General features: G+C 62.4%; 23 protein-coding genes. 15 read left to right on the forward strand and 8 right to left on the reverse strand.

Annotated elements, in window-relative coordinates; genetic code table 11:
• Positions 1 to 82 precede the first annotated feature (82 nt).
• A complete protein-coding gene (locus tag BMY52_RS09390) occupies positions 83 to 988 on the reverse strand; it encodes a hypothetical protein (protein ID WP_177169921.1) in 906 nt (301 codons plus the stop codon).
• Positions 989 to 1164: 176 nt separating this feature from the next.
• On the opposite strand from BMY52_RS09390, the gene BMY52_RS09395 reads away from it, so the two are divergent.
• Positions 1165 to 3084, forward strand: coding sequence for an SLC13 family permease (locus BMY52_RS09395; RefSeq protein ID WP_090253765.1), 1920 nt, complete (start codon positions 1165 to 1167; stop codon positions 3082 to 3084).
• A gap of 55 nt (positions 3085 to 3139) precedes the next feature.
• On the opposite strand, the gene rnk is transcribed toward BMY52_RS09395, so the two are convergent.
• Together rnk and BMY52_RS09405 are read right to left on the reverse strand one after the other, a co-directional pair.
• Positions 3140 to 3553, reverse strand: coding sequence for a nucleoside diphosphate kinase regulator (gene rnk, locus BMY52_RS09400; RefSeq protein WP_090253935.1), 414 nt, complete (start codon positions 3551 to 3553; stop codon positions 3140 to 3142).
• 327 nt (positions 3554 to 3880) lie between these two features.
• Entirely contained in the window at positions 3881 to 4597 is a 717-nt protein-coding gene (locus tag BMY52_RS09405) for a phosphoadenylyl-sulfate reductase (RefSeq protein WP_090253937.1), read from the reverse strand.
• A gap of 239 nt (positions 4598 to 4836) precedes the next feature.
• Here BMY52_RS09405 and BMY52_RS09410 point away from each other — a divergent pair, with 239 nt between their 5' ends.
• The 7 genes from BMY52_RS09410 to hepT all read left to right on the forward strand — a co-directional run bounded on the left by BMY52_RS09410 (position 4837) and on the right by hepT (position 9910).
• Entirely contained in the window at positions 4837 to 6546 is a 1710-nt protein-coding gene (locus BMY52_RS09410; protein ID WP_090253767.1) for a nitrite/sulfite reductase, read from the forward strand.
• The gene (locus tag BMY52_RS09415) at positions 6488 to 6964 is read left to right on the forward strand and encodes a DUF934 domain-containing protein (RefSeq protein ID WP_090253940.1); all 477 of its coding nucleotides are present in this window, start codon (positions 6488 to 6490) and stop codon (positions 6962 to 6964) included. The genes BMY52_RS09410 and BMY52_RS09415 overlap by 59 nt, the downstream gene beginning before the upstream one ends.
• Before the next feature lie 4 nt (positions 6965 to 6968).
• Entirely contained in the window at positions 6969 to 7991 is a 1023-nt protein-coding gene (locus tag BMY52_RS09420; RefSeq protein ID WP_090253769.1) for an NAD(P)-dependent oxidoreductase, read from the forward strand.
• Positions 7992 to 8076: 85 nt separating this feature from the next.
• Complete coding sequence (locus BMY52_RS09425) at positions 8077 to 8613, forward strand: DUF411 domain-containing protein (protein WP_090253771.1); 537 nt, start codon at positions 8077 to 8079, stop codon at positions 8611 to 8613.
• A 16-nt stretch (positions 8614 to 8629) separates the two neighbouring features.
• A complete protein-coding gene (locus BMY52_RS09430; RefSeq protein WP_090253773.1) occupies positions 8630 to 9133 on the forward strand; it encodes an acyl-CoA thioesterase in 504 nt (167 codons plus the stop codon).
• Positions 9123 to 9500 carry a nucleotidyltransferase family protein gene (locus BMY52_RS09435; protein WP_238626730.1) on the forward strand — a complete coding sequence of 126 codons (378 nt, stop codon included), beginning with the start codon at positions 9123 to 9125 and terminating at the stop codon, positions 9498 to 9500. Before BMY52_RS09430 ends, BMY52_RS09435 begins: the two co-directional genes overlap by 11 nt.
• Entirely contained in the window at positions 9497 to 9910 is a 414-nt protein-coding gene (hepT, locus tag BMY52_RS09440) for a type VII toxin-antitoxin system HepT family RNase toxin (RefSeq protein ID WP_090253777.1), read from the forward strand. The genes BMY52_RS09435 and hepT overlap by 4 nt, the downstream gene beginning before the upstream one ends.
• On the opposite strand, the gene BMY52_RS09445 is transcribed toward hepT, so the two are convergent.
• From BMY52_RS09445 to BMY52_RS09460, 4 genes are read right to left on the reverse strand one after another with little or no spacing between them, the layout of a single operon-like run.
• A complete protein-coding gene (locus tag BMY52_RS09445) occupies positions 9903 to 11192 on the reverse strand; it encodes an HD domain-containing protein (RefSeq protein WP_090253780.1) in 1290 nt (429 codons plus the stop codon). The two genes, hepT and BMY52_RS09445, sit on opposite strands and share 8 nt — an antisense overlap.
• A 5-nt stretch (positions 11193 to 11197) precedes the next feature.
• Positions 11198 to 11905 carry an SDR family NAD(P)-dependent oxidoreductase gene (locus BMY52_RS09450; RefSeq protein ID WP_090253782.1) on the reverse strand — a complete coding sequence of 236 codons (708 nt, stop codon included), beginning with the start codon at positions 11903 to 11905 and terminating at the stop codon, positions 11198 to 11200.
• The gene (locus tag BMY52_RS09455; protein WP_177169922.1) at positions 11902 to 12783 is read right to left on the reverse strand and encodes a flagellar assembly protein T N-terminal domain-containing protein; all 882 of its coding nucleotides are present in this window, start codon (positions 12781 to 12783) and stop codon (positions 11902 to 11904) included. The genes BMY52_RS09450 and BMY52_RS09455 overlap by 4 nt, the downstream gene beginning before the upstream one ends.
• A gap of 27 nt (positions 12784 to 12810) precedes the next feature.
• Positions 12811 to 13281 (reverse strand): LPP20 family lipoprotein, encoded by a 471-nt coding sequence (locus BMY52_RS09460; RefSeq protein WP_177169923.1) that lies wholly within the window; start codon positions 13279 to 13281, stop codon positions 12811 to 12813.
• A 494-nt stretch (positions 13282 to 13775) separates the two neighbouring features.
• Between BMY52_RS09460 and BMY52_RS09465 the strand changes: the two genes are divergently transcribed.
• The 4 genes from BMY52_RS09465 (at position 13776) to BMY52_RS09480 (ending at position 19438) form a co-directional block, all read left to right on the forward strand.
• Complete coding sequence (locus BMY52_RS09465; RefSeq protein ID WP_177169924.1) at positions 13776 to 15185, forward strand: penicillin-binding protein activator; 1410 nt, start codon at positions 13776 to 13778, stop codon at positions 15183 to 15185.
• Between the two features lie 196 nt (positions 15186 to 15381).
• Entirely contained in the window at positions 15382 to 16866 is a 1485-nt protein-coding gene (putP, locus tag BMY52_RS09470) for a sodium/proline symporter PutP (protein WP_255705399.1), read from the forward strand.
• A gap of 4 nt (positions 16867 to 16870) precedes the next feature.
• Entirely contained in the window at positions 16871 to 18445 is a 1575-nt protein-coding gene (locus tag BMY52_RS09475; RefSeq protein WP_090253789.1) for an alpha/beta hydrolase, read from the forward strand.
• A gap of 60 nt (positions 18446 to 18505) precedes the next feature.
• A complete protein-coding gene (locus BMY52_RS09480; protein WP_090253792.1) occupies positions 18506 to 19438 on the forward strand; it encodes a 1-phosphofructokinase family hexose kinase in 933 nt (310 codons plus the stop codon).
• 27 nt (positions 19439 to 19465) lie between these two features.
• On the opposite strand, the gene BMY52_RS09485 is transcribed toward BMY52_RS09480, so the two are convergent.
• Positions 19466 to 20302, reverse strand: coding sequence for an HDOD domain-containing protein (locus BMY52_RS09485; protein ID WP_090253793.1), 837 nt, complete (start codon positions 20300 to 20302; stop codon positions 19466 to 19468).
• 215 nt (positions 20303 to 20517) lie between these two features.
• On the opposite strand from BMY52_RS09485, the gene BMY52_RS09490 reads away from it, so the two are divergent.
• The 3 genes from BMY52_RS09490 to nspC all read left to right on the forward strand — a co-directional run bounded on the left by BMY52_RS09490 (position 20518) and on the right by nspC (position 23672).
• The gene (locus BMY52_RS09490; RefSeq protein ID WP_090253795.1) at positions 20518 to 21213 is read left to right on the forward strand and encodes a hypothetical protein; all 696 of its coding nucleotides are present in this window, start codon (positions 20518 to 20520) and stop codon (positions 21211 to 21213) included.
• 93 nt (positions 21214 to 21306) lie between these two features.
• Positions 21307 to 22506 (forward strand): saccharopine dehydrogenase family protein, encoded by a 1200-nt coding sequence (locus tag BMY52_RS09495; protein WP_090253796.1) that lies wholly within the window; start codon positions 21307 to 21309, stop codon positions 22504 to 22506.
• Positions 22503 to 23672, forward strand: a complete 1170-nt coding sequence (nspC, locus tag BMY52_RS09500; protein ID WP_245740758.1) for a carboxynorspermidine decarboxylase — start codon at positions 22503 to 22505, stop codon at positions 23670 to 23672. The genes BMY52_RS09495 and nspC overlap by 4 nt, the downstream gene beginning before the upstream one ends.
• The last annotated feature ends 50 nt before the right edge of the window (positions 23673 to 23722 follow it).

Consider the following 23722-nt stretch of genomic DNA (forward strand, 5'->3'; position numbering starts at 1 on the left):
CCGGGATGTGAATGCGGCAAGAAATCTTGCTTATTACGCCGTGAGTTCCACGGTGTCAGCCTGTGGAGAGGAAGGCGCTGGCTCAGGTCGCAAGATCGGAGTGAAACCGGCCTCTGTGAAGCAGGAAATCAGCACTGAACCTGTTTAGATACTTCTGAATAGTTTTGGGTAGGTATGATGGAACGGTGCTGTGGTATTCATAGGAGTCCCGGCGATCCGCCGCCAGCCCGGGATGCTTCTCCCAGGCCTCTGGAATCAGCATGCGCAGGGCATGCACCAGCACCAGCGAAGAGGTCACCCGCGTATCGGACAGATCAGGGAAATAACATCGGAACTGACCGCAGGTGAGCAAGCCCTTGTACACCACTGTGGTGCGCGACAGGGAGCAGATGTAGAACGTCTGCTGCCCGGCACCCACCAGGTTGCGGTATAGCACCTCATTCTCGATGGCACGCCGCAGGACATAGAGCCGCACATCCATGGCCTTGGGTTCCAACGCCTGTTTCGGCCGGACGAAGCACTGCCAGGTCTGCGGCTCGCTGTTCAGCGCGGTCTGGCCCAGCCCTTCGTTCTGCGTGGGCACCTGCCGCCAGCCGATGAGATCGAAGCCCTCAGCCTGGCAGCGCCGGGCAATCAGCGTCCGGATGGCCGCCCGGTGATCCCCGTCCCGGGGCATGAAGACCTGGGCCACCCCATAATCATCAGGATCACCCAGCCCCGGCACCAGAGTGGAGAGGAAGGCATGGGGCTTTTGCAGCAGCATGCCGGCACCATCACCGGTGTTCTCCTCCGCGCCCCGGGCGCCCCGGTGATCCAGGTTTTCCAGGCATTCGAAGCCATCCTCGATCAGCTCATGGCTGGCGTGCCCATCCAAGTGGGCCAGCACGCCCACGCCACAGGCAGCATGCTGGTGGACTCGCAGCCCCTCCTGGGTGCTGTCATCCACCCGGGCGATCGGGCCATGATGCGGATTTGGAAAGACGGCCATGGGGAGACTCCTGACCTGGGTGGGCGCGGCACGTTCGGCACTGCCGGACCATTCTGCGCCCAGGCCAACGGCAGGATCAACGCGCCCGTTTTCTCGTGCCCTCCCTCGACTTGATGGCACCCCAGCGGACATCATGACGAGACCGACACCCCCCCCCCACCAGCGGCGAAAAAACCGTGACCCACGAACAGACCCTGATTCTCACGATCCTGCTCGCCACCATCAGCATGTTCCTGTGGGGACGATGGCGGCATGACATGGTGGCGGTGGGCGCCCTGCTGGCCTGCGTGCTGTTCGGCCTGGTGGTACCGGCGGAGGCCTTTGCCGGGTTTGGGCATCCGGCGGTGATCACCGTGGCTTGTGTACTGGTACTCAGCCGCGGGCTGCAACTCTCTGGCGCAGTGGATGTGCTCAGTCGCGCGGTATTGCCCACCCGGGCGGGCCCCACACTCAGTATTGCTGCCCTGGTCACCCTGGCCGCAGTCCTGTCCGGGTTCATGAACAATGTGGGTGCCCTGGCATTGCTCATGCCCGTGGCGGTGCAACTGGCGGGCCGTCTGGATCTCACCCCCGGCAAGGTGCTCATGCCGCTGGCCTTCGGGTCCATCCTGGGTGGCACCATGACGCTGATTGGAACACCGCCCAATCTGATCGTATCGGGGTTTCGGGCCGACCGGGAGGATCTCGGAGGGTTCGCGATGTTCGACTTCATTGGCGTGGGCCTGCCGCTGGCGCTGGTGGGTGTGCTGTTCATTGTCCTGATCGGCTGGCGCCTGGTGCCGCGTCGCGAACAGCCAGGGGTGTCCGGCTTCGACACCGGCGCCTACACCACGGAGGCGCGGGTGCCTGAAGGCAGCAAGGCCGCGGATATGCGCCTGCATGAGATTGAATCCGTGCTGGATGAGGCCGATGCCCAGGTCATTGGTCTGATCCGTAATGAAGTGAAGATGAGTGCCCCCAGCGGCGGCCGGTTGGTCAAGCCGGGGGATATCCTCGTGATTGAGGCCGAAGTGGAAGCGCTGTCCAACGTGCTCGGCACCCTGGGCCTGACACTGGAGGAGGCCGATTCAAACGATGAGTCGGAGGATGACGACGCTCATGGCGAGATGCAAAGGGATGCCAGTCAGGGCAAGGATAAGACTGTGGCATCAAAAAAAGCCGCGGCTGAAAACTCAGCCACGGACAAGAGCAAGGACAAAACAGACGAGGAGGAGTCCGACAAATCGGCGGAACGCAGCGACGACATCGTCCTCGTCGAACTGGTGGTCAGGCCGGAGTCATCGCTGGAGGGCCGCTCCGCCAAGGATATCCTGCTGCGGTCCCGTTATGGGCTGAATATGTTGGCCGTCTCCCGGGATGGCGCGCGCACCAAGGCCCGTTTGCGTACTCTGAAGATCCGGGCGGGTGACCTGCTGCTGATGCAGGGGCCATCTGACACCATCACTGAGTTCGCCGCAGATTTTGGTTGCGTACCTCTGGCCAAGCGGGAACTTCGCATCCCGGACAAACGCAAGGCCATCGCCGCCACGGGCATCATGCTGGCGGCGGTGGGCGTGGCAGCGATGGGCCTGTTGCCGGCGGCGGTGACCTTTGCCGCTGGGGTGCTGGCCTCCATGGCCTTGCGCACGGTGCCACCTCGATCCGTGTATGCCTCAGTGGACTGGCCGGTGATCGTCCTGCTGGCCTCCCTGCTCCCAGTGGCCGGGGCCATGCAGAGCACCGGCACGGCGGACCTGATTGCCCATATCCTCCTGGAAAACCTGGCCCAGGGCCATGCCATTCTGGGTCTGGCGGTGATCCTGATCACCACCATGATCCTCACCGATCTGATGAACAACGCTGCCACGGCGGCGGTCATGGCGCCGATCGGACTGGGGGCCGCCTTGCAACTGGGGGTCAACCCGGACACCTTCCTGATGGCCGTGGCCATCGGCGCGTCCTGCGCCTTCCTCACGCCCATCGGCCACCAGAACAACACCCTGATTCTGGGGCCAGGGGGCTTTCGTTTCGGAGACTACTGGCGCATGGGCCTCCCGGTAGATCTACTGGTGATCACCGTCAGCATTCCCTTGCTGTTGCTGGTGTGGCCGTTATAGCCGCTTCGCGGTCGCCCACCCGGGATGACATACACTCACGGCCCGACGTCCTCCCTCAACGATGCAGATCGCCCGCACTCTCGGGCTGATAGAGGATCTTGTCGATACGTACGCGGATGATACCGCCACCGGGGCGGGGCCATTCGATGCTCTCTCCCACCGACAAGCCCAAGAGGGCACTGCCCACAGGCGCCACGATAGAGATGCGGTCAGGCTCCCCGGTGCTATCGCGCGGATAAACCAGGGTCATCTCGAAAGACTCGCCGGTGGACTCCATGACGAAACGCACCGTGCTGTTCATGGTCACCACATCAGCGGGCATCTCATGGGGCTCGACCACCTCGGCCCGATCCAGTTCTGCCTGCAGGGCGGCACGCCCCGGGAAACTGTCTGCCGGGAGGGAAGCCATCAGGGTATCCAGGCGATCATAATCCTGGCTGGAGACAATAACCTTGGGTTTATCTGTCACGTCCACACTCTTGGAAAAAGGCGTTTAACAAACCCTCATTGTAGCCTTGGCGGACGGGAAAAGCTGCCTTGACCGCAGGCGGCCAGTGTGAAGATGTCCCCAGACCTGAAATACCCTTCGTCGAAATCGTGGTGTGAAAACGCCGTGTCAAGACTTGACAGATCAAGACTTTCAGGAACACCTCTTTTAACCAGGAAACAAGCAGTTACAGAGCCTGGCTACTTTTTGACCAATCTGTTCACAGGCCGCGGACCGCCGCGGCCTGTGACACGTTCATGACATTTTGCCCACAAGGTTATCCACAGGTTCTGTGGATGACTGAGGGTCTCAGGCATGCTCATGCAGACCGCACTCACGCTTGAGGCCAAAAAACCGCATCTGCTCGGAGTTTTCAATCTCGTGAACCGACCGGGTGCTGTGCACATCACCGATGGAGAGATACCCCTGGTGCCATAGCGGGTGGTAGGGCAACCCGTGTCGGGTGAGGTACTGATGCACGTCGCGGTCGGTCCAGTCGATGATGGGATGTATCTTGGCCCTTCCGTTCTGCCAGGCCACCACCTCAAGCCCGGCACGGGTCTCGGACTGCTGACGGCGCAGGCCAGCCAGCCAGGCATCCGCCCCCTGCTCATTCAGGGCCCGCTGCATGGGTTCAACCTTGTTGATGCGGTTGTAGTGTTTGAGCCCTTCCAGCCCCTGTTCCCACAGGCGCCCGAACCGGGCCTCCTGCCAGGCGGATGACAAGGGGGAGCGGTACACCTGAAGGTTCAGATCGAGCTGCTCCGTCAGTTCATCCACAAAACGGTAGGTCTCCGGGAAGAGGTGGCCCGTGTCCACCAGGATGACGGGGATCCCGGGTCGCGCCTGGGTCACCAGATGGAGCATGACAGCCGCCTGAGCCCCGAAGCTGGAACTGAGTACGATGCGCTTCCCGAAGCAGCCCAGGGCCCAATTCACCCGGGCGCTTGCGTCCATGGGTTCCAATTCACGGTTAACCCTCTCCAGGGTGTCGCGATCGCCTGAGATCCGATGGGGCGCTTGCATGGGACCGATCCTCTTGGTGTGGGTGTTGAACATGGCCCTACCTTAACCAAGATTGAGATTACGCAAAAAAGAATGAATAGTTTTTTATCGATTCCATCCAGTTCTTTTTAGGTTGGCAGCATTTATCTCTGATTGATCTAGATCCATTCTCATAAATTCTTTTTCGCTATTGATATTTCGCATTATCTTGACCACCCAGTGGCTCTCAGCCGCGCCCCCTTCAGAAACCGAGGATGAGCATGTATCAGTACAGCGAATGGGATCAGGCCCTGCTCCGGGAGCGCGTGGAACAATTCCGCGACCAGACCCACCGCTTCCTGTCCGGGCAGTTGAGCGATGAGGCCTATCGGCCACTGCGGCTGATGAACGGCCTGTACCTCCAGCGCCATGCCCCCATGCTGCGAGTGGCCATCCCCTACGGCCTTCTCAGCAGCACGCAACTAAGGGGCCTGGCCCGGGTGGCGCGTGACCACGACCGGGGTTTCGGGCACTTCACCACCCGTCAGAACATCCAGTTCAACTGGCTCACGCTGGAGCAGGTCCCCGAGGTGCTCGCATCCCTGGCCGAGGTGGGCCTGCATGCCATCCAGACCAGCGGCAACTGCATCCGCAATGTCACCTGCGACCCCCTGGCCGGGCTGACGCCCGAGGAGGTGGATGATCCACTCGCCTGGTGCGAGGTCGTACGTCAGTGGGCCACGCTGCACCCGGAGTTCAGCTATCTGCCGAGAAAATTCAAGATCGCGGTCACCGCCAGCCCCCAGGACCGGGCCGCCACCCGGATCCATGACGTGGGTCTGCAATTGGTGAGGGATCCCGCGGGTACACTGGGCTTTCGCATCCGCGTCGGTGGCGGTCTGGGTCGCGACCCCCATCTGGCCAGGACCCTGCGCGACTTCCTGCCGGCCGACGACCTGCTGGACTACCTCACCGCCATCCTGCGCGTATACAACCTGAACGGGCGCCGGGACAACCTCTACAAGGCGCGTATCAAGGTGCTGGTGAACAGCCTGGGCCTTCAGGCCTTCAAGGGGCAGGTGGAGTCGGAATGGGCACACATCCACCGGGAACAACCGGTATCCGCCCTGGAGGCCCACCGCCGTGTGAGCGAACGCTTGGTCACGCCCGCCTATAGAGAGGGTGGCCCATCCCGACCCCCTGCCCTGCCGGCCGGCGCGAGCACCGAACAGGCAACCGCCTATGGCCGCTGGCTCAAGTTCAACACTCATGAACACCGGCAATCCGGCTACCGGGTGGTCTTCATCCCATTGAAGGGGCCCGAACGAGCCCCCGGGGACCTCACCGACCAGGAGATGGACACCCTGGCCGACCTGGCCGAACGCCATGGTTTTGGCGTGCTGCGCAGCACCCATGATCAGAATCTGCTGCTCCCGGATGTCCCCCTGGCGGACCTGCCCGCCCTGTGGCAGGCCCTGGAGGCCCTGGGATTGGCCCATGCCCATATCGGCACCCTCACGGACATGATCGCCTGCCCAGGACTGGATTACTGCAATCTGGCCAACGCCGCAACGCTACCACTGGCCCGGGACATACAGCGGCACTTCGACGATCTGGACTACCTGCATGACCTGGGCGACGTGCAACTGAAGATCTCCGGGTGCATGAATGCCTGCGCCCACCATCATGTGGGCCACATCGGCCTGCTGGGCGTGGAAAAGCACGGGGCCTCCTGGTACCAGATCCAGCTGGGAGGATCCTCCGGCGAGCAGGCCCGGCTCGGCAAGGTCCTTGGACCCGCCGTGCCCGCCGACAAGGTGGTGGAAACTCTGGACAGGCTACTCAGGTTCTACCTGGATCAACGCCAATCCGACGAACCCTTTCTGGATACGGTGCAGCGCATCGGTCTCAAACCTTTCAAGGAGCACCTGTATGGCCCTGATCACTCTCGACGTGCAGATCGTGCCCGACCCGCGGCGGCAGACGCCTGAAGGACACCAGGCCGAAGGCAGACCGCGGGACGTCCTGCTCGACCTGCATCAATGGAGAGAAACGGTGGGCAATGAGGCTGTCCCCGAGGGCGTGGATGGCGTACTCCTGCAGCCCCAGGATACGCTCACCGATCTCCTCCCCTGGCTGGACCGCCTGCATCTGGTGGCCCTGAACTTTCCCAAGGCCGGTGATGGGCGCCCCTACAGCATGGCCCGACAACTGCGTTGGCGTGACGGCTATAAAGGGGAGCTTAGGGCGGTGGGCGATATCCAGGTGGATCAGCTGGCCGCCATGCGACGCTGCGGCTTCGACAGCTTCGAGCTCTCGACAAACGATCTCGCCCTGCAGGCGGCGAGGTATCTGCAGGGCCCCCGTGCCTACCCGCACTGGCAGGACCCTGCCCCCGTACCAGGATAAGCCCATGGATCATTTCCCCATCTTCCTGGATCTGCGCGAACGCCCCTGCCTGGTGGTGGGCGGCGGTCGGGTGGCGGCCCGCAAGGCCCGGCGTCTGCAACAGGCAGGGGCCCGCGTGCACCTGCTCACCCCGCACCTGACACCCTCCCTGGCCGAGGCCGTGGATCAGGGGCTGTTCGAGCATCAGGCAGGCCGATTTCATCCCGAGGCCGTGGAAGGCATGACCCTGGTCATCGCCGCCACGGACGATGAGACCGTGAACCGGGCGGTCTACGACGCGGCCCGGCAGCGGGGCGTCCTGGTGAACGTGGCCGACAGGCCGACGCTGTGCAGCTTCATCATGCCGGCGGTGGTGGATCGCAGCCCGCTGCTCGTGGCCATCGGCACCGGGGGTGCTGCGCCGGTCCTGGCCCGGGCGCTACGCGCCCGCCTGGAGGTACTGCTGCCGCGGAATCTGGGCGCGTTGGCGCAGCTGGCGGGCGGCTGGCGCGATCGGGTGGCCCAGACCCTGCCGGAGCCGGGTCAACGTCGACGGTTCTGGGAGGCACTGCTTGGGGGGGTGTGGCAGCCGGGCATGGAGAAACAGCCCCGTGACGAGGACTTCTCCCGCCTGCTCAACACCTGGCACAAGACACAAAAGGCCGAGGGCGAGGTGGCGTTCATCCCCTGCCCCGGGGATGAACCGGAGCAACTGACCATCCAGGCCCTGCGACTCCTGCAGCACGCGGATGTGATCCTTCATGACCCGGGCACACCGGCCCCGGTCCTGGATTATGCGCGCCGGGAGGCGGAACTGATCCCGGCAGGCCACTGCAATGACCTCAATGGCGTGCCCCACAGCCCCATGCTGCCGATCATGATGCGCCACGTGCGCAACGGTGCCCGGGTGGTGCGCATTGGCCGAACAGACCCCCGCAATCCCTTCGCTTCCGAGCGCGCCACCCTTGGCCAACTGGGCATCCGGGCCTTCCCGGTACCGGGCGTCTCGGGCCCGACCGAAAGCATCACACAGGCGATGGCCAGTTGACCCAGATCACGCGCCGCTTGAAACCCTGCATCTTGCGTATTGTCAATATAGGCCACCCCAGCGACTGATCAAGAGGAAATCCATCATGCCCCCATCCCCCCCGCTCACCCTTTCGACCCACCGGTTCCGATTACTGCTCTGCCTGCTGACGGCCCTGTTCCTGCTGCCCGTCACCGCACTGGCCTCCGATCATCGCGTCAGTGCATCCTCGCCACTAGGGCAACTGATCACCACCGACAAGGACGTCAAGGTCTTCAAGACCCCGTACTGCGGCTGTTGCAATGACTGGGTCACCCATATGGAACAGGAAGGTTTCAGCGTCGAGGCCGTGGACGTGAGCCAGGAAGAGCTCAATCGACTCAAATACCATGGCGGGCTTCAACCAGGGATGGGCTCCTGCCACACGGCCTTCATCGACGGCTATCTCCTCGAGGGCCATGTGCCCGCCAGCGACGTGCGCCGCCTGCTGGAGCAACAACCGGATGTGGCCGGACTGGCGGTGCCCGGCATGCCCGCGGGCTCTCCCGGCATGGAGATGGGTGACCGTTTTGATCCCTTCGACGTCATAACCTTTGATCGCAGTGGCCAAAGCGGGGTATTTTCTCAGCACAATCAGGACTAGAGACCTCGCCGCCTCAATGGAAAAACAGAACAAGACCCTCACCATGAGCGTGCTCATGACACCGGACATGGCCAACTTCACCGGCCATGTGCACGGCGGGGCCACCCTCAAGCTGCTGGACCAGGTGGCCTACGCCTGCGCCGCCCGCTACGCCCACAACTATGTGGTCACCCTCTCGGTGGACCAGGTGTTTTTCCGCGAGCCCCTGCGGGTGGGTGAACTGGTCACCTTTCTGGCCTCCGTCAACTACACGGGCAACAGCTCCATGGAGGTGGGCATCCGGGTGAACGCCGAGGACATCATTCACCAGAACGAGCGCCATGTGATGACCTCCTATTTCACCATGGTGGCGGTGGACGAGCATGGACGCCCGATGAAGGTGCGCCCGCTGGAAATCGAAACCCCCACCGAACGCAGGCGGTATGAAAACGCCGCCTTGCGCCGGGAATTCCGTCGCGAAATCGAACGGCGCAACGCAGAAATCCGCAAGACCCATGGCCCCAGTGACGATCGCCCCTGAACACTCCCGTGCCATCCAGGACCTGGCGCGGCGCCATGGTTGGTATCTGGCGGTTCTGTACGGTTCCACTGCCCGGGAGGGCGCGGGGCGGGATATCGATCTGGCCGTATTGCCAAAAAACGTGCCGGACTTCATGACTCAGGCACGTTGGTTCAGGCAACTGGAAGAGATCCTGCCCGGACCGGTGGATCTTTTGGTGGTGCATGATGGTACGGGGCCATTGATCCGTTTCCACATATTCCGTGACGGGCAGTGCCTCTACGAGGATGAACCCGGCCGGTTCCACCGTGAGCAGGACCGGGCCTTTTTCCTCTATGCCGACTCGGTTCAGTTTCTGAAACACGCCGAGGAGCCGCTGAAATCATGACCCCGGATCGCCAGGAAATCATCCAGCGAAAGCTCAAGCTGTTGAGACAATTCCTCACGGATATGGATCATTATGCGGCCCTGGATGTACCGGGCCGACGCAAGGAGCACTACGCCGTGGAGCGCCTGCTCCAACTCCTCTGCGAGTCTTCAGCGGATATTGGCCTGCAGTTGCTCCGCATGGAAGGACACTCGCTGGCATCCAGCTATCGGGAAGTCTTTGCAGTGCTTCGTGATCGTCTGGATCTACCGGAAGAACTGGCCAGCTCACTGATGGACGCCTGTGCCATGCGCAACCTCCTCACTCACCTGTACGATACGATCGATATCGATCGCGTGATCACTACCATTGAACCCGCGCTGGAAGTCTACGGGCGTTTCGAGCAATGGGTGTCAGGGAGGATCACCTGAAGGTCGGCCTGTATTCACCGGGATGGCCAAAATACCCGGAAGCCAGCTCTGCCGCCCTGCCGGCCACCGCCTCCGGTGTGAACACATAAAATCGCCACAGGCTGGCGTAACGCGCCTCCAGGGCCGAGATCTCGGCGCAGGCGGCGCTGGCCGGGTCATTGAGGCGACGCAGACCGGAGGCGGTCTCCACCCAGGCCCGTGCCTCCTTCATCACCGTCAGGGCTGGGCAATAGACGATCACCTCCTCCGGCGATACCCCAAGGTCCGCGGCAAACACCGCCTCCGCCTCGGCGCGTCGGCTGCCGGAGTCATGATAATGCGCCACCAGTGCCGCGCGTCCGGCCGGCTCCAGACTGTCGGCGGACAACACATAGGCACGCTTGAGCAGGCGCCGCCCTGCCAGGCGTTGCGCCAGGTGACGCGCTCCCGCTGGTGCGCCGGGCTGTTCCAGCCGGTCCAGCAGGGTCCAGTCGTTGAGATGCAGCAACTCGGGCTCGCTCAGCCACCGGGCCTGCAGGGCCAGTTCCACCGCCTTGGAGATCATGGCTCCCGCCACCACCTTGGTGTGGTGGTAGTACACGCGTTCGGTGAGGAAATAGCGCATTCGCAGCAACTGCACCACCTCGGAGCGGGCATCGGGTCGGTCCATGCCATGGCGGGCCATGCGCAGGGCCAGGTGATCATCGGCCACGGTGAAGTAGCGAAACACCCGGTCATCGAAATCCTGGGTCAGGCCGGTGAACAGGCTGTCGCGGCGCAGGTAATCCAGTAGGTCCGCATCCAGCGTGGAGGCAATCACCTCCCGGGCCCAGGTGGGCAGATCGCTGGGGGTCTCGCCCAGTAGCCCTGCCACCTGCGCATGAACCCCCAGCCGCTCCAGCTCGGCCCCAAGCGCTCCTTTCAGCAATCTCGCCATTCGATCACCCTTGTCGTGACGCGGAAACAAGCGCCGTTCATCTTCCAGGGTGTGCCCGAACGGAATATGGGTGACGTCGTGCAGCAGGGCCCCCACACCGATCAAATCCTCCAGCTCCGAAGGCACCGGCGTGCCCTCGCGGCGTAAGCCATCGATCATCCGATGCGCCAGGGCGCAGGCCCCCAGGGAGTGGTCAAAACGGGTGTGCAGAGCCCCCGGATAGACGTAGTTGGCGGTACCCAGCTGCTTGATACCTCTAAGTCGCTGAACATCCCGCAAGTCCAGCACAGCCTGTTCGAGCGCGCTCAACTCGATATCCCCATGGACCGGATCCCGGATCACCATGGGTTTGAGGCGGCCCTGCACGCCCCTCACCAGGGCAGAGCCTCGCCATCGAAAGACCAGAAACCACCGCTGTCTTCGGGAGTCAGCCCCTCCAGAACCTGCAGCATGCAATTCACACTGTAGGCAGGCGTAAACAGGGCATCGGCGGGCACATTGCGTTGGAAGGGCCTGGAGAGGGACGTATCCGTGGTGCCGGGATGCACTGAGGCCAGGGTGAGTTGTGGGTGGGTGCGTCGCATCTCAATCGCAAGGTTCCTGATCACCATGTTCAAGGCCGCCTTGGAGGCCCGGTAGCTGTACCAACCTCCCAGGGCATTCTCGCCGATGCTGCCCAGGCGCGCGGACACCGTGGCAAAGAGCGCCGGGCGACCATGGCGCATGAGCGGCGTCATGTGCTTGGCCAGCAGCAGCGTGGGCAAGGTGTTGACGCGAAAGTTCTGCATCACGAACTCGGGGTCCACCTGGGCCACACGCTTCTCGGGACCGTGCGTCCCTTCATGCAACAGCCCCGCGGCGTTGATCAGCCAGTCGATCTCGCCCATCTCCTGCGCCAATCGGGCCACGTCCGACTCATCAGTCACATCCAGAGAAACCCAATCTACCTTGGCGTCCTCCCATGCAGGTTGTGTGCTGCGGTAAGTGGCCACCACACGCTGAACCGACCCCCGTGCCGCCAGTGTCTGTACGAAAGCGGATCCGATACCGCCGGATGCGCCGATGATAAGGATATTCATCGTTGGCTATCCCGCCTTGGTGGACAATTCAGGGTGGACAGGATCTCCTGGGAAAGGGTATCCATCACCCAGCCAAAACCTTCACCGTAATCCGACTCGTAAAAACGCTGGCTGCCAAAACTGACACGTGAACTCACCAGCACATCTCCCCGGGACTCTCGGGCCGCGCGCCGCTGGCCCATCAACTCACCAGACTCGGCTTTGAACAGATACACCTCCACCTCTGCCCGACGGCTGTGCCGGTTCCTCAGCATGCCCACGCTTTCATACCCAATATCGAGCACGAGGCCAGCCACCAGAAAATCCACTCCCAACTCTGCCGCAATCCCCCTGGCCCGTTCCCGGACGCGGTCAGAGCGTGGATTGGGAAGGTTGCCGTTGAGGGGGGGGAACAGACGGCGATGCGCGGCGCGATGAACCTCCAACGGCGTGTTCACTCCCACCCGGTGCAGGATCTCATTCGGAACGCCCATCTCCACCCCTGTAACGCCCATCAGGGTGTGCTGATGGGGCTTCAGGAGCGGGAAACTCACAGCGCCGATCCGCATCCCTGCAAGGGCCCCACAGCCAGTCTGAGTCTCCTCCACACGAACCTGAACGCGATAGAGATCACCTTCCTGGCCCTCGCTGATCACCTCGTAGCGAGACACATGGGTTCCAATCCGAAACCGCGAGTCATCGGACACCACCACACCCTGACTGAGACGAATCTCTCCCCGGATGGTGGTGCCCGATTGCGACGAAGCAGACCAGAGAGCGTCCTTCAACGCCTCCCTACGGGCCTCCGGAACACTCTGGATCGTGGTTGAAGCGACCCCCTCGGCCACAATGGCCTCTCCAACCACGAGGGCAGGCCACCACAAGAGCACGATGAGCACAAACCCTCTCATGAGATCCCTTCGTGATCACTGGTAGTAATAATAGGGTGCCTGTGAGCAATAGGGCTCGGTGCAGTGCTGCCAGTCAGGAACCCGTTGCCTTGCAGGCTGCAAAGGCACCACGCGGGTGGGCGGACAGGGACTTGCACCGCAATACTGTTGCGTGACCACAGGCTGAGGGGGAGCCACGGGTCTGGCCGGCTGGCAGAGGTGCGGTGCGGCAACGCATCGATAGAAATCCTGACCCACGGTGTACTCAAGCGTGGTCTCGTAGATATCATCTTCAATGAGCACCACGTCGATGACGCGCGCCCCCCGAATCTTCTTGTCAATGTAGGATCTCACTCTATCACGCTCACCCGCCATGTCACGCAAGCTACTGCCGCTCTCCAACTGGAGGCCATACAGTTCCTCGGCGAGATTGCGATAGGCATCGAGACGACTGGCCCGGATGGCCATGAGTTTCTGCTGCGACTGCGTCAGGTCGGATCTTGGCACACTGGTGCCATGCCCCCTGACCCGAATGGTACGCTCTTCCATTGCCGTGTATTGATACCCTTGAACAGGCACTTGATAGGAGTGGGCACAGCCCCCTGTTAACGTTATAACACCCAAAGCCACAAGCACATACGCCATTTTTTTCATTTTATTTCTCCGTGAGGATAACCAGCCTTAGTCATTCCAGAAGCGCTCAGACCGTCGGATTCCATGGTCACAGATGACACAGCGGGCCATTGCCCGAGGACAGACTGGACTGGAGCCCCAAGCTTTGCAGAAGCGGCCCTTATGGTTCGTATCGGCAACCACCACCAAGGACTTTAGGCATCACGGCCAATCTCTTGAAAATGCCTCGCCTGCCACTCATTCTCGCAGCCCTGATCCTCGCGCCCTTGCCAACCATGGCGCTGGAACGCCCGGGGGGCGGTCATGCCCATCACGCGCATGATCCACTGGCACTTGCAAACACCCACGATCCCGGTTCGAACAGAGAGATGGCACAGGTACTGGCCGAAGCACGGGCCCGCCTGGATGCCGGCAAGCCACTGGAAGCCCTTCGCCAATTACCCTGGCACCTTGAAGCCCTGCCAGACGAACTGCGTGCGCAGGCGCTGGACATTCAGGCAGGCAGTGAAGCGGCTCTGGGCCGGACGATGGACGCCATCAAGACCTGGCACATTCTTTACACGGCCAGGATCAGCCCCGAGCATTCCGCACACGCGCGCCGATCCATACAGGCCATGCTTCGGGGCCTCCCCCCGGGGGATATCAGGGCACTGAAACAGCGTGCCCGAAACCCCGCGACCCTGCACTGGCTGAATGATGCCCAACCCGACGCCGATCATCCCGAGCGGAGTTTTCGGAGATTGACCGGCCCCGGGAGCGTAAAGGAGCTTCCTCAAGGTGTCTATCCGGAACACGTTGCCGTCATCCTGCCGCTATCCGGTCGCTATGGGAACCTGGCCGAGGCTGTATTAAGGGGTGTGAAGGCATCCCACAGGGACTTGGCCTCGTCTCAGCGTCCGCAACTCAGCATTTACGACATGGGCGAGCCCCCGGAATCCGCCTGGCAGAAATACCAGGAAGCTGTCGAAGCTGGCGCAGAAATCATCATTGGCCCCCTCACCCGGGAAGCCGCGGCGCAATTCACTGAGCGACCCTCGCTGCCTGTACCGCTGCTCTTGCTCAATCAGCCGGGAGACGACTTCACGAGCACAGCGCAGGTCATCCAGTTTGCCCTGAAACCTGAACACGAAACCGCCCAGGTGGCCCACCTGGCCTACACCCGGGGTCACCGACGTGCCGCGATCATGGCCCCGCGGTCGTCGCTGGGGGATCGCCTGGCAAGCGCCTTCAATCATCAGTTCACTCAGCAGGGCGGGCACGTGATCTCCGTCCAGCACTATGCCCCGGCAGCCACGGATTTTCAGGTCCTGCTGCGCAGGATCCTGGCTCGGAACGTGGACATGCTGTTTCTGGTCGCAAGTCCGGAGCAAGCCAGGATGATCCAGCCCCAATTGCGTTACCTGCATGCCGGTCATCTACCGGTCTACGCCACATCCCATCTCTTTGAGGTCCAGAACCGGCACGAACAGGATCCGGATCTGGAGGGCATCATCTTTCCGGAGATGCCGGCAATGCTCAGCCGGCAAGGTGCTCAAGGAGATGACAGGCGGTTACTTCATGGCAATCCAGCATGGCCCCACCTTGTCGCCATGGGCATTGATGCCTTTACCCTGATCCCTGAACTTGACCGCCTGCAGCGGGATCCACAGGCGACCCACACGGGGCTGACGGGTCACCTGAGCCTGGATTCACAGGGACGCCTGGTACGGGAATTCGACTGGGCCCATTTCCGCAACGGGCGGCCTGCCCCCCTGCAGGCGCACCAGGACGGCTCATGATCCTTGGTGGGTGAGCCCCCATGTGTCTTATACTCGGGCAAAAATACGGTCGAGTGCCCAAACAAAAACCACAAGGAGATCCCATGGATCATACCCTCACCACCGCCACCTGGTTCTGGCTACTGGTACCGATGTTGCTGTTGGTGCTGTTTTCGCTGGTGAGCCTGATGTTGCACAGCCTGCGGGGAGCCCGGTGATGAGCACGGAAGTGGATGTGAATTTTGCCCTGCTGGCGACCCTGGTTGCCTACCTGATTCTCATGGTTCTGGTGGGGATGCTGGCCTACCGGGTCACCACCAACCTGTCCGACTACATCCTGGGTGGGCGGCGCCTGGGGGCTGGCACGGCCGCCCTGTCTGCCGGGGCCTCGGACATGAGCGGCTGGCTGCTTCTGGGCCTGCCTGGCGCGGTATATGCCGCGGGCATGAACCAGATCTGGATCGCCGTGGGCCTGACCATCGGCGCCTATCTCAACTGGCAGTTCGTGGCTGACCGTCTGAGACGACTCACCTGGGCGGCGCGGGACTCCATCACCATTCCGGCCTATTTCGAAAACCGCTTTCGAGACGATACCTCAGCCCTGCGGGTGGTTTCGGCACTGGTGATCCTGGTGTTTTTCACGTTTTACACCTCCGCGGGCCTGGTGGCGGCGGGCACCCTGTTCGAGGGCACCTTCGACATGGATTACCGCCTGGCACTGGCGGTGGGTGCGGCTGTCATCCTGGTGTACACCCTGCTGGGAGGATTCCTGGCGGTCAGCTGGACCGATTTCATCCAGGGCATCCTGATGTTCCTGGCCCTGATCCTGGTGCCTGTCATCACCGTCATGAACCTGGGCGGCTGGACCGAAACCACCCGGATGGTCGGTGAACTGGAGCCCGGGGCCCTGGATGCCTTCCATGACATGACGTTGTTCGGGATCATCTCCCTGATGGCCTGGGGGCTGGGTTATTTCGGTCAGCCACATGTACTCACCCGCTTCATGGCCATCCACAATCCCCGGGATATCCCCCTGGCACGCTTCATCGGCGTGACCTGGATGGTGGTGGCGCTGTTCGGCGCCATCTTCACCGGGTTTGCCGGCATGGCCTTCTTTGGCGAAACGGGCCTGGATAATCCCGAGACCGTGTTCATTCTCCTCATCCAGACCCTGTTCAACCCCTGGGTGGCGGGCTGTCTCATTGCGGCTGTCCTGGCAGCCATCATGAGCACCATCGACTCCCAGTTGCTGGTGTCCTCGTCAGCGCTTTCGGAAGACTTCTACAAACGCTTTTTCCGCCCTCAGGCCAGTGACACCGAATTGGTGTGGATCGGACGTGGCACGGTTCTGGGTATCGGCGTGCTGGCCACCCTGCTGGCCCTGAACCCGGAAGCCGCCGTGCTGGACCTGGTGGCCTATGCCTGGGCCGGTTTCGGCGCCGCCTTCGGTCCGGTGATCATCCTCTCGGTTTTCTGGCGTGGCATGAACCGCAATGGCGCCCTGGCCGGGATTGTGACCGGCGCGCTGACAGTGCTGATTTGGGATCGCTTCGAAGGGGGTCTGTTCGATATGTACGAGATCCTGCCTGGCTTCATTCTGGCGTCCCTGGCCATCATCCTGTTCAGCCGCGTGGGCAAGGGACCCACGGAGGACATGCTGAGGGAGTTTGACCAGGTTCAGGCTGAGATGCGGCGGCGATGATCCGATGACCCAGGCCAAGACCGCAGGAAGCCCGTTCTCCCGGATCGCCCGGGGATTGACCGCACTACTGGCCACCCTGGCCATTGCAGTGGCCCTTTGGCAGCTCATGTCGGCGCCCCAGGGCCTGCAAATTACCCATGAACGGGTGGAGGGGGTGCCCATCACCGTGTTCAATCCGGTGACCACCGAGCCGCGACCGGTGGCGGTCATCGCCCATGGTTTTACCGGTTCCCGGCAGATGATGCAGCCCCTGGCCATCACCCTGGCCCGCCAAGGCTATCTGGCCATCACCCTGGACTTCCCAGGCCATGGGGCCAACCCCAAACCCTTTGTGCCGGATATCATGGACCTGGAACGGCGCCGCCAATTGCTGGGCGGTGCCCTGGAACATGTCGTGGACCATGCCCGCGCGCATCCCGCCAGCGATGGCCGTATCACCTTGATGGGGCATTCCATGGCGGGCGACATCATGCTGAACCATGGCCAGCAACACCCCGGCCAGGTGCGCTCCATGGTGTTGATATCCCCGTTCATTGCCGAAGACACCCGCATGGAGGGGCTGGACAACCTGCTGTTCATTTTCGGGGAACTGGAGCCTGCGGCCTTGCGGGAACCGGCCCTGCCCGCTTTTGAACCTCACGATACAGCCCAGGTACAGCCCGGCATGACCTATGGTGACTTCACCCAGGGCCATGCCCGCCGCCTGGTCATCGCCGAGGGGGCCGAGCACATGGGAATCATCCACGCCCGGCAAACCTTACTGGAGGCCCTGGCCTGGATGGAGGGCGTGGATCCCTCCGAGTTGGATGCGCCCTTTGTGGATGCCAGAGGCCCCTGGCTGGGTCTGTTGTTTCTGGGCATCATCGCCCTGGCCTGGCCCCTGATGCGCGCCCTGCCCCGCGTTACCGATCCGCCGCGAGGTTCGGATATGCCATGGCGGCCACTCTGGCCGGTGGCGGTTGTCCCAGCGGTGCTCACCCCCCTGTTGCTCTGGCAAGTACCGCTGGGGGGGCTGCCGCTGCTGCTGTCTGATTACCTGACCATGCACTTCGCGGTATATGGGCTACTCACCTGGGTGGGGCTCTGGCTGCTGCAGCGCCGTCGCGGCAATGTCTTCGGTCCCTTCCCGGGCCGCACGGCATGGGGCGCTCTTCTCGTGGCGGTATGCCTGGCCACAACTTACGGCACCCTGGCCGTGGGGCTGCCCATCCATGCCTTCGTCACCGGTTATCTGCCCATCCCCGAACGCCTGGTGTGGTTACCGGTGATCTTCCTGGGCACGCTGCTGTTCTTCAGTGCCGATGAGTGGCTCACTCGGGGAGAAACCGGCACGACGGGTGCCTATTTCTTCACCAAGATGCTTTTCCTGCTTTCCTTGGTCGGGGCCGTGGGCCTGCGTCTCGAGGAACTGTTCTTCCTGATCATCATCTTCCCGGCCATCGCCGTCTTCCTGCTGGTCTACGGCCTGCTGGCCCGCTGGACATTCACGGCAACCGGTCATCCCCTGGTGGGCGCCATCGCCGTGGCCTTTTCCCTGGCCTGGGGCATGAGCGTCACCTTTCCCCTGGTAGGCGACTGACCCCAGTGGCCTGTCCCCTGTCACATCACACTGAACGCCAGCTCCACAGGGAGTTCCTTGATGCATAAGCGAATCGTCACACTGACCTTGAACCCGGCCGTGGATTCCTCATGCACGGCCGACAAGGTGAAGGCCATTCACAAGGTGCGTACCACCAATGAGCGCTATGACCCTGGCGGCGGTGGCATCAACGTGGCACGCGTGCTCAACGAGCTGGGGGCCGGTAGCTTCGCCGTCTACCTGGCAGGTGGACGGCCAGGGGATGTGCTGGATGAACTCATCACACAGGCAGGTGTGATGTCCCATCGGGTACATATTCTGGAATCCACACGGATGAGCCACGTGGTGTTCGAGGAGAGTTCGGGACAGGAGTTTCGCTTCACGCCCGAGGGACCGCAGATCCGGCGCAGCGAATGGCAGGCGGCCCTGGACTTCATCGAAATGCTGGATTTTGACTATGTGGTGGCCAGCGGCAGCCTGCCCCGAGGCGTGCCCGAGGATGTTTACGCCCGACTTGCCGTGTCCGTGAAGCGTCGTGGCGGTCGGCTGATCCTGGACACGTCGGGGCCCGCCCTGGCGGCGGCCCTGGAGGAAGGGGTATACATGGCCAAACCCAGCCGCGGTGAATTCGCGGGCCTGGTGGGCCGGAACCTGGAAGACCCAAAGGACCTGGAAGAGGCCGCGCAGGAGCAGGTGGCCGCAGGAGGGGCGGAACTACTGGCCATCACCCTGGGGCATGACGGCGCGATGCTGGCCACCCAGGATGGCATTCATCGCCTCGCCACCCCGAAAGTAACGGCCCGCAGCGCCGTCGGCGCCGGCGATAGCTTTGTCGCCGGCATGGCTTTTGGTCTTTCCCGAGGAGAGGATGTCCGGCGCGCCTTCGCCCTGGGTGTGGCCGCAGGTACCGCGACCGTGCTGACATCCGGCACGGAGTTGTGCCATCAATCGGATATCGAACATTTCTGGAAACTGCTGCTCACCAGTGAATGACTGAACCGACCGGTAAAAGGTTTGCGTCTATGCCAACTCTTCCACCAGACCGTCCAGTGACTGCACATCCAGGGCCAGGTAGTCGGCCAGCAGATCCTGCGTGGTCTCCCAGTCCGCATAGGTCATGCGTGCCGGGTCAACAGCAGCGGTCGCCCGAAGCGCGAGCTTGAGCATGACCAGCAGATCAGGCGCATCCGGGTGCAGCGTCACCAACCTGTCCAGACGCGCCACCTGGTATTGATGGGCCGTTGCCTGGATAACGCTTGTCGGCGCACGCCACCGCTGAGTGATCAGCGCACCCAGACGATCGTGACTGACCCCATAACGTCGCTGTTCTTCGTGAACGCTGGACTGCCAACCACTCAAATCTGCCTGGCGCTCCACAGTTTCGTAGGCCTCGCCCAACACGCTACGCAATGCCGGTACCCCAACCAGATGAAACAGCCCCAGAAGGTAGGCATCATCCACCAGATCCGGACGCTTCAACAATCGCGCCGCCCCACCACAGGCTTCCGCCAAGGTGACGCTGGACTTCCAGAACTCGTGCATCCGCGGCAAGTGAGACAAGGCGTTACGCAGGGCCACGGTGCGTGCCACCGAATAGACCCGCTTGAGCCCCAGTAGCATGACAGCCTCGCGAATGGAACCGATCTCGCGGCGGCGGCGAAACAATGGAGAGTTCACCACCAGCAGGATGCCCCCGGAGATGCTGACATCCTCCGAGACCAGTCTGGCTACCCGGGCCAGGTCCCCATGCTCATTGTCCGTCTCGGCCGCGATGGCGCGCAGCACGGTGGGCTGGGATGGGATCATGAGTTGCCCCATCATCCGTTCTTCCTCTTGGGACATAACCAGATCAGCCATGATGATGCATCCTTTAGCCCGGGCGGACACCCGTAGCGCGTGGCTTGCTGTAAGGCACAACCGATGAAGTCATTATTGTCGGCGCCAGAACTTTGCGGCGCAACAAAGGGGGGTATCCGTCGATCCCGACACGCCCTTATTCGTCAAAAAACCGACGCAGATCACCTGAAGAGCGGGCCTGCTGGCTCGGCACGAAAAATGCTTATTTTACTGACATGAGCACCACCCATGAACAATTTCGGCAGGAACAAGGCCATGAGCAGGCTCAAGGCCACCTGGTTCGTGAGCAGGGCCTGATCACTTCCTGTGCCCTGGATGTGATTCAGACCGTCGCCCGGCAACGGGGGCGCCCCCTGCAACCCCGGGATCGCATGGCCCTCAAGCTGCTTACCCCCCGCAATGCTGCACTGATGGTCAAGGGAGACAAAAAACACCTGGGTTGCCGGCAGGTGAGTTTCGAGATCCTGACCGATGATCCGGGTCTGGGCAGCTATCGGCTGGTACCGGTCGGCGTACATGTGCTCAACCCAAAAACCCAATGGTGGAGCGACGAATACGGCATCGGTCGGTTCCTGTGGAACCTCTACCTGGGCGAAGAACCGGTGGATGGCATGCATCGTATCCTGGAACGTCTGTTCAAATTGCCCGGCCAGGACCTGGGGCCTGCCCACACCCATCTGGAAGTGCTGGGTCAGGAGCACGACATTCAGGCTCGCGTGCGACCGGATCTGGATCTTTACATCCGCCGCCACAAGGGCAGCATCGAAACCTCCCTGCGCCGCCTGAATCGTTCCGGCGGTCTTCACCGTGCCTCGGCACTGGGCCTGGACACGCAGGGGGAAGGTCGTCTGGCGCTGCTGTTCGGCAAAAGCCGGCGCTATGCCGTGAGCTTTGCGGTCGAGAGGGCTTGAACCCGACACTCACAAGGGGGCATCATCGCACGCGTCCCCAGGCGCCCCTGGCGCTTTCTTCTTTCACCCATCCAGATTCCTGAATCGAGGCCTATGAGCAAAGTCCTGATTATCGGCGCCGGTGGCGTCGGCAGCGTGGTTACCCACAAGTGCGCCCAGCATCCCGAAGTCTTCTCGGATATCTGCCTGGCAAGCCGCAATGAAGCCAAGTGCCGGGACATCGCCGCCAGACTGGATCGCCCCATCCAGACGGCACAGGTGGATGCGGATGACGTGGATGCCCTGGTTCACCTGATCGAGTCCTTCAAGCCGGATCTACTGATTCACGTGGCCCTGCCCTATCAGGACCTCACCATCATGGAGGCCTGCCTGAAGACCGGCGTGCCCTACCTGGATACGGCCAATTACGAGCACCCGGACGAGGCCAAGTTCGAATACAAGGAACAGTGGGCCTTCCAGGACCGCTATGAAAAGGCCGGCCTCATGGCCACCCTGGGCTGCGGTTTTGACCCCGGCATGACCAATATCTACTGCGCCTGGGGCCAGAAGAACCTCTTCGACGAGATCCACCAGATCGACATCCTGGACGCCAATGGCGGCGACCATGGATATCCCTTCGCCACCAACTTCAACCCGGAGATCAATATCCGCGAGGTCACGGCCAATGGTCGTTACTGGGAGAATGGTGAGTGGAAGGAGATCCCGCCCCTCTCGGAGAAGCGGGCCTTCGATTTTGATGAGATCGGCCCCAAGGACATCTATCTGCTCTACCACGAGGAACTGGAATCCCTGGTGCAGAACATCCGGGGGCTCAAGCGCATCCGGTTCTGGATGACCTTCTCACAGCAATACCTCACGCACCTGAAGGTACTGGAGAACGTGGGCATGACAGGCATCGAACCGGTCATGTACGAAGGCAAGGAAGTGATTCCTCTGCAATTCCTCAAATCCGTGCTGCCCGACCCGGCCTCCCTGGGGCCGCGCACCAAGGGCAAGACCAACATCGGCGTCATCCTGGATGGCATCAAGGATGGCAAGCGCCGCAAGGTGCACATCTACAACATCTGCGATCACCAGGCCTGCTACCGCGAGGTGCAGTCCCAGGCCGTGTCCTACACCACCGGCGTGCCCGCCGTCACCGGTGCCATGCTCATGCTGCAGGGCATCTGGAAGGGGGCTGGCGTATTCAACGTGGAACAGATGGACCCCGACCCCTTCATGGAGCGCATCGGCGACATGGGCCTGCCCTGGCAGATGAAGGAACTGGATCCCGACGCGGATCCGCTGGCTTGAGCCGCGCGATCGAGGCCATGGACCACCCGTTCGATATTCAGGCCTGCCCCACGCCAGCCTTTGTGGTGGATGATGCCCTGCTGATCCGCAACCTGGAGCTGCTGCGGCAGGTCCAGGAGGACAGCGGGGCCCGCATTCTCCTGGCCCTCAAGGGCTTCGCCATGTGGGACACCTTCCCCCTGATCCGCCAGTACCTGGTGGGCACCACTGCCAGCGGCCAGGATGAGGCGCGGCTGGGCGCGGAAACCTTTGGCGGCGAGGTGCACTGCTTCTCCCCGGCCTTCTCCGACAGCGAGATGGAGGTGGTGCTCCAGTACGCCGACCACATCAGCTTCAACTCCCCCGGGCAGTGGTTGCACCACCGGGAGCGTGTTGCGGCCCACCCCCGGACCATCTCCTGTGGCCTGCGGGTCAATCCCGAACATTCGGAAGGCACCGTGGCGCTGTATGACCCCTGCACACCGGGATCACGCCTGGGCACCCGAGTCCGGGATCTGGAAGGGGTGGATCTCACCGGCCTGGAAGGATTGCATTTTCACACCCTGTGCGAACAGAACAGCGATGCGCTGGAGCGCACCCTGGGGGCCTTCGAGGCCCGCTTCGGGCAATATCTGCCCGGTCTCAAGTGGGTGAACTTCGGCGGGGGGCACCACATCACCCGGCCCGATTACGATATCGAGCGCCTGATCAAACTGGTACGCGGCTTTCGGGAGCGTCACAACGGCATCCCGGTATACCTGGAGCCTGGCGAGGCCATCGCCCTGAACACCGGCTATCTGGTGACCACGGTGCTGGACATCATCGATAACGAAGGCCCCATCGCCATTCTGGACACCTCGGCCACGGCCCACATGCCGGACGTACTGGAAATGCCCTACCGACCCGAGATCATCGGCGCCGGCATGCCCGAGGAAAAGGCCCACACCTACCGCCTGGGCGGTCTCACCTGCCTGGCGGGAGACATGATCGGGGCCTATTCCTTCGACCGCCCGCTGAAGATCGGCGACCGCCTGGTGTTCACCGACATGGCCCACTACTCCATGGTGAAGACCAACACCTTCAACGGCATGCGCCTGCCGGCCATCTGCCGGGTGGATGCCGACACGCGGGAGGTGCGGGTGGTCAAGCGCTTCGGCTACGAGGCCTACAAGGAACGTTTGAGTTAACAGCAATTTGCAAGGCACGCAGGTCACCCCGCCCCTTCCCCCATGCCTCG

This window comes from Ectothiorhodospira marina, from assembly GCF_900109495.1.
Classification (GTDB): Bacteria; Pseudomonadota; Gammaproteobacteria; order Ectothiorhodospirales; family Ectothiorhodospiraceae; genus Ectothiorhodospira; species Ectothiorhodospira marina.